The organism is Comamonas sp. BIGb0152 (assembly GCF_024809975.1).
Lineage (GTDB): Bacteria > Pseudomonadota > Gammaproteobacteria > Burkholderiales > Burkholderiaceae_C > Comamonas.
In genome coordinates, this window is record NZ_JANUDY010000017.1 from 30,699 (window position 1) to 41,941 (window position 11,243).

Consider the following 11,243-nt stretch of genomic DNA (forward strand, 5'->3'; position numbering starts at 1 on the left):
TCTTTGAAGCAAGGGGCTTTTGCATTTCTGGAGAAACACCATGATCAAAGGATTGATGATGACGCCCCCTGTAGTGGGGCGCATCTCCATTGGCAAGGTCATCGAGCGCAATGGCAAGCGATTGCCGCAGAAAGATGACGAATTCACCATCACCACCCAGGTCCAAATCCGCAGGGGCTGGGTACTGCATCCGATGGATGGCATTCTGCGCGCAGAGATCACCGACCGGGCATTGATGACAACAGGCGTGGAGGTGACGGAGTTGCATGCCCTGCCTCCTGAGTTCGATGGTGCAACGCAACAGCCGAAGCAGACTTTGCAGGACAAGCTTGCCAGGCGGGCCAGGGCAGCCAATCCATCACAGGCCACGAAGGGCGATAGCGAGCAAGGCACCAACTCGGCGCAGAAGACGATGACGGAGGTTGTCAGCCCGACCGATGGCAAAGCTCCAGCCAACGCCCATTCTGCCAAACCCAAGCTGCGCAGCATCCCCATCCGTGTGCTCTTCAACGACCCGGCGCTGAACCTTCGGGCCAACTACACCTTGTTCGACCGGGCCACGGCGCGGCCCCTCTGTGTGGGAGATGGACAGACCTGCAAACGCATGACAGGCAAGGGCGTTGAGGCACACCCTTGCGAAGGCCCGGACCTGTGTGCGCTCGCCATTGAAGGCGGGTGCAAACCGTTTGGCCGATTCCACATGCGCATTGACCATCCGGACAACCAGGCGGACGCCCTGAGCACCTTTGTGCTGCGTACCACCGGGATCAACTCCCTGCGCACCTTGATGACCCGCATGCAGTACCTGCAGGCGGCCAGTGGTGGATTGCTGGCATATCTCCCACTGGAGCTGCGCTTGCGCGCCAAATCCACGGCCATGTCGCACCGCACCCCGATCTACTACGTGGACCTGGGTATCCGAAATGGAATGCCGCTTGACGCAGCCATCAGCCAGGCAGCACAGGCTGCGGAATATGCGCAGAAGTTCGGCCACAACCAGGAAGCGCTGGAGCAAGCTGCCAGAGAAGGCTATGCGCTGGGCCTGTTTGAGGAACTAGAGCAGGAGGCGACAGAGATCGTGCAGGAGTTCTATCCGCAGGCAGCAGAACCCACGGGGCAGGGGATGCATATGCAGGAGATGCACCAACCCGAGAGAGGACGAGGCAAGCAGCATGGCTGACTCTGCAGATAAGGGGCTCGTCCACCGTTACATGCATGGCATCCGGTTTGATGGACCGTGGGAACACAGGATAGTCAGCCTATCGGGGCGCAGGCGCTGGAGCTACATGTTTCCGGATACAGATCGCGCCAGAGTATCGGATCCGGAAGGGCTGGAATGGTGCCTGAGGCGCAGTGCAGCGGTGATGACGCAACGGCCTATTCGCAGCATTGCTGTCTCTCTGCCATTGAGCACACCCATAGATGACGACCATGGCGGGAAAGCGCTGTTTCCGCACTGTGAGATTTGGAGCGCCACGAGCATCGGAACCGAGTCGATGAACTGTCTAGGAGCTGTTCTGACGCATGGTGGTTGTGCATTGCTCAAGCTGGTATTGCAGCGCAGGCACTACGGCCAGTTGGAGGACACCGACTGCTGGGTCTGGGTGGTGGGTGTGGAGATGACTGTGTTGCCTGAAACCGTAGAGGGAAGCAAGCCTCGGTCAAGCCATGCCATCAGGGCAGGACTGGTCGTCAGTCATGCGTGGAGCGCGCCATGGGGTAGCGGGTTTGGCGCTCGTGTTTCGTGGGATGCGCTCGGTGAGTGCGTTCTTTGCTCTGTGGACGGAGTGCGTTTGCAAGGCCGATGTGCGGAGGTTGTGACCATCGTGCCCAAGCATTCGCAACATGCGACGTGAGAATCAGAAAGGATGAACCCGGCTAGCGCCGGGTTCATCCTTTCTGATTCTCTTTTTTTTTTGCGGCTATGGCATTCCTGGAGCTACGAGTGCGTCTCCGGCGGCTTGATCAAGGTCCAAGCCTCCACATCCAGCGCTTGCGCGATGCGCTCGATATTAGCCAGCGAGACATTCCAACGCGATCGCTCCACGGCTGATACGTACGTCCTGTCTAACTCGCATTCGAGCGCCAGGCGCTCCTGCGACCAGCCTTTCTCTACACGTTTGAGGCGCACCCAGTACGCAAACACATCGCGCAGGTTGTCGGGATCAGGAAGATGAGTAGGGGGAATGGGTTTGGCAGACACCCTCCCAGCATCCGTTTCTGATACATTTACATCTACGGAGTTTGCTTCACATATTGATGCAAGAAGGAACCCAATCTGACATCAGCGGGGCATCTCCCCGTGCCGAATACCAAGAAAAGGAGTGCGCGCATGCGCTTGGAGCGTCTGTTGCCCTGGGTGTTGATGCCCAACATCGCCATGGCAGGTGGGGGAGGGGGAGGCATCGTCCTAGGTCTGATCATCTTTTTGCCGATCCTGGTATGGGGCTTCATCAGGCTCTGGAAGTTCTGGTTCCAGATGATCTTTGGAGGCCAGGGTCGTGCGCAGCCGCACCAAGGCGGCTCTTACCCTATCGTCCAGCCCATGGTGCAAGCTACGAAGGACTGTCCTTACTGCGCAGAACCTATTCTGGTCAAAGCCAGGAAGTGCAAGCACTGCGGCTCTGATTTGAGTTGATCATGGGTTGGGGCATCGATCTGACGGGACGATCAGCAACAGCCTTTGGTATTTCATCTGTGAGTTGCTAGATCCCAGCTTTATTGCCAGTCTCACCACTGACGCAAATCCATTGAACCACCCCTGACAGGTCGCTGAACGGATGCACGGCTTGTTCCAGTCTTGGCCTTGGTGCGTTCTGATTTGATGAGTTTGCTTCACTTTCAGCGCTGTAGCAGCCAGACTGCTGCTGGTTATGCCTTTCTATGGCGTCACCAATAACGACAAGAGGAAGAGTCACACATGCAAGAGAAATACAACGTTGTACTGAGCGGACGACACCCTGCGGCAGATGCCCACCAGGTGGCGCAAAAGCTTGCGTCCCTCTTCAAGTGCACGCCTGAGCAGGCCGGACGCCTGCTGTCGCAAGCATCCTGTGTGGTCAAGAAGGATGTGACTGCGGAGGTTGCTGACAAGTACAAGCGGGCCATTGAGAGCACCGGCGCCCAATGCATCATCCAGTTAGCTCCTCAGGAAGCACCGTTGGATTTTGATGAAGTACCTGTTCTCTCGGCTGTTTCTGTATCTCCATCGCCGTCCGTCTATGTTGGTGAAGTTGGAATGCAAGTCCCTTCCGGAGTTGCTGCGGACACCATACAAGTACTTGCAACGGTATCCGCCCCTGCATCTGCTCCTGTTTCACCTCCAGACGTCACTCCTGCGCCGGCAGTGCATCTACGATCTGCTCCAGCTTCATCATTGCCCCGCCAAGAGGCCATCCAGATCTTTGTTGGCAAGAGCCATGGCTACTTCGAGCGCAAGTGGAAGGAGGCGGCGCAGCGCAAGCACCAACTGTCCTGGAACTGGGCTGCCTTTCTGGTGGGTTTTGGCTGGATGGGGTACCGCAAGATGTACCTCTACTCCTGGATTTTCATCGGCGTAGTGGTTGCTGAACTGATTGCAGAACTTGTCATTGGCGTTCCCAGCTCCATTACGAGCAGCATCAATCTTGGCATTGCGATCGGCTTTGGCCTCAAGGGCAATGCCTGGTACCAGCAGCATGTGAATCAACTGGTGGACCAGATCCTGGCATCCCATGCACCCGAGCAGGCCCGCATCGAACTGGCCCAGCAGGGTGGCACCAACATCGGTGCTGCAGTCGGCTTTGTGGCCGCGCTGCTTGTCTTGCTCGCAATGATCGGCGTCATCGCGGAAGGTTGACCCCTTTGATCCAGCAAACCGTCCTGGTGGATCGCATCAACCGGTGCGACTTCCATGGTTCCCCGATTCCGATTTTCCGCGTTGCGTTAGTTCGCCGGGCTCCTTTGACCACCAATATCCATCTCTGACTTCCCTATGAAACTGACAACATGCAGCGCGCTGCTCATGGCGGTAGCCCTGGTGGGGTGCACCGACCGTGCACGAAATCGCGTCTCTTCTTTGGTCGAGCAGGCCCAATCGATCTTTGGCTCCAAAGACGCGGCAGAACAAGCGCCAGCCACGCCGGACTTGCTCACCCAACTGATCTCCTGGGATGCCATCGGTATGAATTTGGCGTATGTGAATCAAAGGGCAGGGCCTGCCGTTCGGTCCGAAGACCACCAGCATCACTACATGGTCCAAGGCTGTCAACTGGTGCTGCGGAGCGAACAACAGAACAAAACCATACGCTCGGTCCAGGTGGCACTCTCGCCGGGGTGTGATGTGGATGTTGGTGGATTGTTGGGCATGCCGCAGCGGCAAACACTCAATACTCTGACCTTTGGGGCGTTTGAAGAAGCCATGGGCTCAGGGCAGTACCTGGCGGACTGTCTTCGGGACTGCGGCAATGCTTATATTCCCAATGTCTACCTGGTCGCGCAAGGGAGCAGGGCATTGCAGTTCAGGCAGGTAATGCTCACTGCAGAACTGGCAAAGGATCCGGCCATTGAGGCGGCAGGGCATTGGGCTGACGCCATGGTGGCGAAGGAATCCGAAGACTGGGTGGTGAGAGATCTGGGATTCAACTGCCAGTCCCAGAAGTACCGTGATGCGGCGGCGCAGGCGTTGCGCACTGTCAAACCCCAGTTCTTCAGCTTTGGGGACGAGTTGGAGTTCCCCACTTGTCCAACGGCGGAGGCGGCAGCGAATAGTGAGTCGCAGGCAGGGGCATTGACTGTTCCCCCCGGCATGGTCATGGTCCCGCAGCCCACAGGCCCGTGCGACATGGACTACGACAAGCGGCTACGCGCTGCAGGTCTCAAAGCGAACGAGGTTTCCATACATGGACCCGAGGACGGAGACTTCAAGGGTTATGGATGTGCCTACCGCATCGTGCCTGCGCCAGGCAATGCGGTACCGCCCGGTTCGACGGTGACCTACCGAAGTGCGTGGGAGGCCGGATGAGTCTCAAGCATGCCAGCTATCCCTTTCAGACGTCTCTCTAAGGCTTCGCTCCATGGGCCGCGACAGCGGCCACATTCACCTCTCACATACCTATGAAAAATCTCTCCTTCGTTGTTGCTTGCTCTGCCATCGCTCTTTCTGCTTGCAGCAAGAGCCCCGTTGACATCGTCAAGTCCAGTTATATCGATGGTGCTCGCACCACGACAGTTGCCAACGGTCTGAGCAAGCGGCCACTGTGCAAAAGTATCCATTGGGATAGTTTCAAGGACGAAAAGGGACGCGTGGTGGTGCAGTACAAATGCACCATCATCGATGGTGAAGACTTTCAGAAAGAAATGAGAGAGGACTATCTGCAGCGCATCACGAAGGCTGCAGAGCAATCTGTCGTCAGCGCTGTGAGAGATCGCGAAAGCGCGGCGAAGCGAATTGAAGAAGATTTTCCGTATGAAAGAAATCTGATCGAACGCGCGCAGCGAGCAATTGAGCGGATCCAGGCGCTACCTGAGCAGCGATCTTTGCAACGGGACCAAATTATGGGCCTTCGGTTCGAAATCGAAGAATATGAACGCGGCTTAGAGAGGAGTCGGCGCGAAGCTAAACGAAGGCTACAAAGCGCTGAAGAGGACATCCTAACCGCTCAAAAACGGAATGATCCAGAGCTTCTGAGAAAAGATGCGATGGCACGGCATCCCGTCTACCAAGGCACGTCAGAAATCTTTCAGTGGATAGTTAATGCCGATGGGCAGCCAGTGATCACATATGGTGAGATACAGGCTAAAGACGCCAAGGCACAAGTGCAAACGCTGATGAAGTACAACCAGCCGCATCGCATGCTCAGCCTTGCATCGCAAGCGCAGGAGAGCAGAATCTTGGACTACCTGCAGGGGATTGGCATGGCGTCTTTTCTGGGTGTGCTCGGGCGTTGAATCCGACGTGTTTGAAACACATGCAAATTCAGCGGGAAAAATTATTGTGAAAACTCACCCCTAAAGGGGTGGTGTGAAGAGGAGGCGTCTAGAAACTATTTCATCCACACTTCAGTCGCGATGCCAGATTCAGGCTGATCGCAGTCAGTCGACCTAACAGACTGAGTGACTCAAGCTACCCAAAGCTGTCTTCGCAATGTATCTACTTTGCACGTCTGCTCTACAACCGGAAGCGGTCTTCTGAACTGGAACCCACCGAAGGACCGCCTTCACGGAATCTGAAGCGGCGCTATCGACTCGTTGCAGCCGGTCGCTTCGCGAAGCTGAACGACAGCAGCGCAGCCATCGCGTTCGTTCGAAAACCGATGCTGAACGGCTGCTACAGCTTCTGGCCTTAGAGTGGTTGCCATGCGGCCGACAGTCCCAAGTCATCACCGGACCTTGTCAAGCCCGAGTGACTCGTAGCGAGGCGTAGTAAACAGCTATGCGAATGGAGGCGTGGAGCCCATGCGGCCTTTTCCGATACTTTCGACAGCGGCAAAATTGTTGATCTACGGTATTTAAATCCGTTCGGTGGGAATGTGGTCTTGAACGAGAATGAGCAGCAAGACTTAAAAATGGAGGTGAGCATGCTGGTCAGGGATCCCGTCGAAGAAATCAAAAGTACGAAAGTTTTTTCGCACCTTTCATCGCAGAGTCCAGAGTATGCCGATCGTGCTGTCCGTTTCGTCGAGGCGATAGCGCCCATTCTCGCGACGACGGTGCAGCATTTCCCGCTGTACACCCGTCATGACGCGCACCATGGATTCCAAGTCGTGCGCCGCCTGCAAGATGTACTGCAGGATGGTTGCTTCGATTCGGGATCGGACAAGTTGCTGGGGGCACCAGAGATGTTTCTCCTCATTGCAGCTGCCTATGCCCATGACCTGGGAATGACAGTTTTTCCGGGCGAGGCGCCCGGTCTCAAGTCGAAGCTGGACCTGCCTGTCGACGAATGGGAAACCAGTGTCGCACTGACGAGTTACCTGCGCCGCGAACATTCCAAGCGAGGGGGAGCCTACATTCATCGGAACGCATCGGTCTTCGGCGTTCCCGAAAATCTGGTCGCACCTCTTGACTGGATCATGAAGTCGCACAACCTGAGTGTTTCGGAACTGGAAGCGAATCTTCGGATACCATTCGCGGCGGATGATCGCGTACTGGATGTTCGCCAGCTTGCGGCGATTCTGTGTACTGCTGACGCTATCGAATTCAGCGACACACGTGTGTTGGACGGCGTGGTCGAGATAGCACGGCAGACTGAGGGCGGCGCAGCGGCGATCTCCTACCGGGAAAACAGGAAGCATGATTGCATCCGTGACAGCTTGGCGGTGACTGCCGATGGCCAGGTGGTCGTCAGTGGCACGTTCGATGATGGCGACGTGCTTGCACTCGCCCACCGGACTTTTGATGAAATGGAAGGCTGGATACGCGGATATTGCGACATTGACCGGCAGTCAAAAACTCCTCGGTTGAAGATCCGACCCGAGCCGTTTCTACGAAGACTGGATCTGCCAGGCGCGACCTTTGAACGCCTGGGTGTCAGGATGAGCAAGCGGGCAGTCATAGATTTGGTGGCTTCGAACGCTGTCTGGAGAGGCTCGACTGGCGCGCCGGTCCGTGAGTTGGTTCAGAACGCGGTCGAGGCATGTCGATTCAGATCGCACCATTCCAGCCCGGCCGACGGATACCAACCGCAGGTGAAAGTCGAATTTGACAGGGCGGGGCACACTATTACCGTATTTGACAACGGTTGCGGAATGTCGCTTCGTACCATCCTGAATCACTTCTTGAGCGTAGCGAGCAGCCGGGCCAAGGAGCCAGCCTACGCGACGAAGAATTACGCCCCGATCGCACGATTCGGAACCGGCTTCTGGTCCGTATTCACTGTGGCCACGACAGCCCATATCAAGTCACTGGCTTTCGAGTCCGGAACCATCCCGCGCACCGGGCTGCAGTTCGACGTTTCTCTTGACGAACTGAGGGACTACACCGTCTTCCGCGATTGCCCAATGTCTCCCGGCACATCGGTGACGTTGAGACTGCGTGACGATGTTGTCATCGACGATATATACGAGCAGTGTCGCAATCTTTTGATTGCGGCAGCTGTGCCGATCGACTTGGTCCTAGACGGCGCGGTTGAGAAAGTCCCGGCCTCGGTCCCCGACGTCACTCCCGAGATGCTCTTGGGGGCGAAGATAAACGTGATGGAGAAGGATGGGTTGCACACTTTCCAATGGCGCGGTGAGCAGTCCGGGGTCGATGTCGCCTTGGGACTGGTGTTTCGCATCGAAGACCAGAGGCCGACATTCCGTCTGAATGCACATACGTCCGTGATTTCCCGACTCAATCGAGGGTCAGGCATGTCAACCACGGCAGTCTGTGGATTCCAGGCACCATTCAGGTCCTCCGCGACTTGCTTCGACCTATGGAGAGTTGGGGCGAGCATTGCGAATGTGAACTCTCCCCAGGGGATTGTGTATTCGCTCGATCGCGGTCAAGTGCTCGAGTCGGAGCAAAGTGTGAAGATGGGCCGCGCCATATCGCAGTGCATACATGATGGCTACCGAGCATTCTTGAGATCGCGCGACGTTTACGACCCCCAGTCGATCTATCGTCTCAATGAGGAATCCGAACTCAACGGTGGCAATGTCTTCGATCAGTACACGGACAATCAACTTTCTGTGGCTGCAGATGAATACCCGGATCTTCTCTGCTTCCGGCTGTATGAAGTTAACCCTTTGCGTGGATTCGGTCAGGCGGTCGTGCGCCACGTGGATTGGAAGGGACTTCAAAAACTCTCGGGTTCATGCGTCGTCGCGCAGACGAGGCTGGATCTTCCGGCGCCCGAAGGGCAGTTCCGCAGTATCTATGCGGAACAGCTTACCGCGATCGCGTATGACGCTGCGACCCACATCTTTCGACAAGAGCAAATGGTTGAGCCGCTCTATGTGCTCGAAGCGAATCGACGCGCATCGATGCTGTTCGATGCGGACCCGACAAGCACGATCCAGACGATACCTCTGCAGAACAGTCCCGAAGGTGCGCTTGTCCATTTGGTTCTCCAGCGATGGCATTTACGACGCGTGACGCTTGACACGGACAGGCATCAGATCATTGCCAAGGTACAAGGGCGGTGGGCTGGTGCCTTGTATTCCCGAAATTTCGAAAGTCATCGCGGTACGCCGTATGCGTTTCTTGGCCGCCATCGGGTCCTCATCAGGCAGGGGTCTGAACTGCATGATCACTGCATGGCTTTGGCCGAGCACAAGCGGTTCCTTAAGCTGGCGGATTTGGTCGACGACCTCCAACTGCATTCCCAAGGATTCGATCCTGAATCAGTACGAGAACTGGTCAAGTCTTGATTGCCTCAAGGAGTTCTGGGAATATGACGGAGAACAATCAGTCGACGGCAGAGTCCAGCGTTTCAACGCTGTTCGGCTATTACCCCGAGAGAGTCGATATCTCGACCACGCAGTTCACGTTGCAAACTCATTCTGACTTTCGGAACGCTATAAGTCTCGTCAGAGGTGATCCGCATGTCGTGAAGGACTGGATTTATCCGGGCGCCCAAAGCACAAAGAATTTCATGACCGGCCAGGTCTACGAGATGCCCTATCGCGCTCGCGTCTTCGGGCTTCCTAAGACCCATCAACTGACGTTACATGGCAATCAGAACCCCGACGATCTCGAGTTCGTCGTCTGGTGCCTGTCGTTTTTCACAGGTATGCGTTTGACGACGACCGAAGCTGGATTCCTCGACGCAACACCGGTTAAACCGGGCAAGCTGGTCGACTTTATCCTAGTGGGTTGCAATTTATCGGATGCAGTTCAGCTCGCGCTGGACTACCTTGCTGTAGAAGCTGCTGATCCCCGCGCGTCTAAACGGGTCTCCGCCGTCATCCATGCCCTGTTCCTGGCACAGTTTCCACAGAGTCTTCCTTTTGAGCGGTTCCAGTACCTGTACATGGCCCTCGATGCTTGTTTCAAACTCGTTGCTTGCAAGCAGGTCAAGACGCCTTCGGTTCCGCACGCACGTCGTATTGAATGGATCTGCACGACATTAGGCCTGCCTGTGCCTTCCTGGGCAGACAGCGCCATGAGCGCTGCAGATCTGGCGACGGTTCGAAACGATGCGATCCACGAAGCACTTTTCTTCGACGAGCCGCTGGGGTTCGCGATCTACGACGGCAATAGTCCAGGCCTACATACAGGAAAAGTCATGCTTCAAATGCAGGCGCTCGTATGCCGTCTGTTGGTGGCCATTCTTGGCAATCCCAAGATTGGCTATGTCCTGTCTCCTGTCGATACCAGACAGGTTCAGGCGCTGGAACTAAACAAATGAGGACGAGCGCTTTCTGATCCCCCTGGTGACTTACATCAGCCTGAAGCTGCCACGCTGGAGTTCGGACCAGCAGCGGTTGCTGCCTCTCGCCGCCATAGGCTGAACTCACACTGACCGCCAGCAAATGGTCGTTAGGCGTGGGGCGCGTCACAACGGACCCGATCTACTGCTATGGTAGTCGCAGGCCGAGCCAGTCAGTGCTTCATTGATGAAGGCCCATTTCTGGTTCTAACCGGTCCATTGTTTAGAAGTTCAAAGGTGACTGCTGGATGAAGGGCAATTCACTATAGGGCCTGACACAAATTTCTTCGGGTTCACAACGCATGGGTGCGCCCGTTCTACGCCGTGAACACGTTCGAGGTGGACTTGGTGTCGGCGGGCAACGTCGAGAAGGTGGTCGCAACCGTCGATGCAGTCTACAGCCAGCCAGCTACGCGGGCTCGCTCAACGACGCAGCTGAGATCTGGAGATTGAGCTCAGTATGGAAGATGAATCCTGACGATGGCCAATCACGAAGTTAAGCGTTGGTTCGCCATTCGTCTTGGCAAGCTCGTTGACCACAGGACCGTCATCCCTTCCTACATATGCAAGTCGCTCGTATTCGCTCACGGCACCTTTTCCGGGCAACTGATCTTCAACATCCTCAAGCATCAGGTGAGGCAGCTCGTCTCAAACGCCTGGCGATGCAGCGAATCGATTCGCCAGCAGCCGATGCTCGGGAGATCTTTTATCTCTCAGACATCGTCAACGCTAAGCGAGATCGATGCCTGACTGGCGGACGAATGCCTGACCCTGCCTCGTTTCCACGTACACCAAGTCATGCAGCCAACAGGCTGCGCTCCTTTGTGACGGGGGCCATGTACCCGATGGCCGTGTGCATGCGCACGCGGTTGTAAAAGCCCTCGATCCAGTCCACGATGTCCAATCTTGC

9 protein-coding genes are annotated in these 11,243 nt (G+C 56.2%); 8 read left to right on the forward strand and 1 reads right to left on the reverse strand.

Features of this window, described 5'->3' with window-relative positions; all coding sequences use genetic code 11:
- Window positions 1–40 precede the first annotated feature (40 nt).
- Window positions 41–1,180 (forward strand): phage capsid protein, encoded by a 1,140-nt coding sequence (locus M2375_RS22190; RefSeq protein ID WP_259170446.1) that lies wholly within the window; start codon window positions 41–43, stop codon window positions 1,178–1,180.
- Window positions 1,181–1,939: 759 nt separating this feature from the next.
- On the opposite strand, the gene M2375_RS22195 is transcribed toward M2375_RS22190, so the two are convergent.
- Complete coding sequence (locus M2375_RS22195) at window positions 1,940–2,203, reverse strand: helix-turn-helix domain-containing protein (RefSeq protein ID WP_259170447.1); 264 nt, start codon at window positions 2,201–2,203, stop codon at window positions 1,940–1,942.
- 129 nt (window positions 2,204–2,332) lie between these two features.
- Here M2375_RS22195 and M2375_RS22200 point away from each other — a divergent pair, with 129 nt between their 5' ends.
- The 7 genes from M2375_RS22200 (at window position 2,333) to M2375_RS22230 (ending at window position 11,083) form a co-directional block, all read left to right on the forward strand.
- The gene (locus M2375_RS22200) at window positions 2,333–2,638 is read left to right on the forward strand and encodes a zinc ribbon domain-containing protein (RefSeq protein WP_259170448.1); all 306 of its coding nucleotides are present in this window, start codon (window positions 2,333–2,335) and stop codon (window positions 2,636–2,638) included.
- Window positions 2,639–2,920: 282 nt separating this feature from the next.
- Window positions 2,921–3,838 (forward strand): DUF2628 domain-containing protein, encoded by a 918-nt coding sequence (locus M2375_RS22205; protein ID WP_259170449.1) that lies wholly within the window; start codon window positions 2,921–2,923, stop codon window positions 3,836–3,838.
- Window positions 3,839–3,973: 135 nt separating this feature from the next.
- Window positions 3,974–5,002, forward strand: a complete 1,029-nt coding sequence (locus M2375_RS22210) for a PASTA domain-containing protein (protein ID WP_259170450.1) — start codon at window positions 3,974–3,976, stop codon at window positions 5,000–5,002.
- 92 nt (window positions 5,003–5,094) lie between these two features.
- Window positions 5,095–5,928, forward strand: a complete 834-nt coding sequence (locus M2375_RS22215) for a hypothetical protein (RefSeq protein ID WP_259170451.1) — start codon at window positions 5,095–5,097, stop codon at window positions 5,926–5,928.
- Window positions 5,929–6,515: 587 nt separating this feature from the next.
- A complete protein-coding gene (locus M2375_RS22220) occupies window positions 6,516–9,332 on the forward strand; it encodes an ATP-binding protein (protein ID WP_259170452.1) in 2,817 nt (938 codons plus the stop codon).
- Between the two features lie 23 nt (window positions 9,333–9,355).
- Complete coding sequence (locus tag M2375_RS22225) at window positions 9,356–10,312, forward strand: hypothetical protein (protein WP_259170453.1); 957 nt, start codon at window positions 9,356–9,358, stop codon at window positions 10,310–10,312.
- Window positions 10,313–10,813: 501 nt separating this feature from the next.
- Window positions 10,814–11,083 carry a hypothetical protein gene (locus M2375_RS22230; protein ID WP_259170455.1) on the forward strand — a complete coding sequence of 90 codons (270 nt, stop codon included), beginning with the start codon at window positions 10,814–10,816 and terminating at the stop codon, window positions 11,081–11,083.
- Window positions 11,084–11,243: the final 160 nt, after the last annotated feature.

Bases quoted from the DNA above. Each gene is read 5' to 3' on its own strand.
- M2375_RS22190 (WP_259170446.1), top strand. From the start codon at position 41: ATGATCAAAGGATTGATGATGACGCCCCCTGTAGTGGGGCGCATCTCC.
- M2375_RS22200 (WP_259170448.1), top strand. From the start codon at position 2,333: ATGCGCTTGGAGCGTCTGTTGCCCTGGGTGTTGATGCCCAACATCGCC.
- M2375_RS22205 (WP_259170449.1), top strand. From the start codon at position 2,921: ATGCAAGAGAAATACAACGTTGTACTGAGCGGACGACACCCTGCGGCA.
- M2375_RS22210 (WP_259170450.1), top strand. From the start codon at position 3,974: ATGAAACTGACAACATGCAGCGCGCTGCTCATGGCGGTAGCCCTGGTG.
- M2375_RS22215 (WP_259170451.1), top strand. From the start codon at position 5,095: ATGAAAAATCTCTCCTTCGTTGTTGCTTGCTCTGCCATCGCTCTTTCT.
- M2375_RS22225 (WP_259170453.1), top strand. From the start codon at position 9,356: ATGACGGAGAACAATCAGTCGACGGCAGAGTCCAGCGTTTCAACGCTG.
- M2375_RS22230 (WP_259170455.1), top strand. From the start codon at position 10,814: ATGGCCAATCACGAAGTTAAGCGTTGGTTCGCCATTCGTCTTGGCAAG.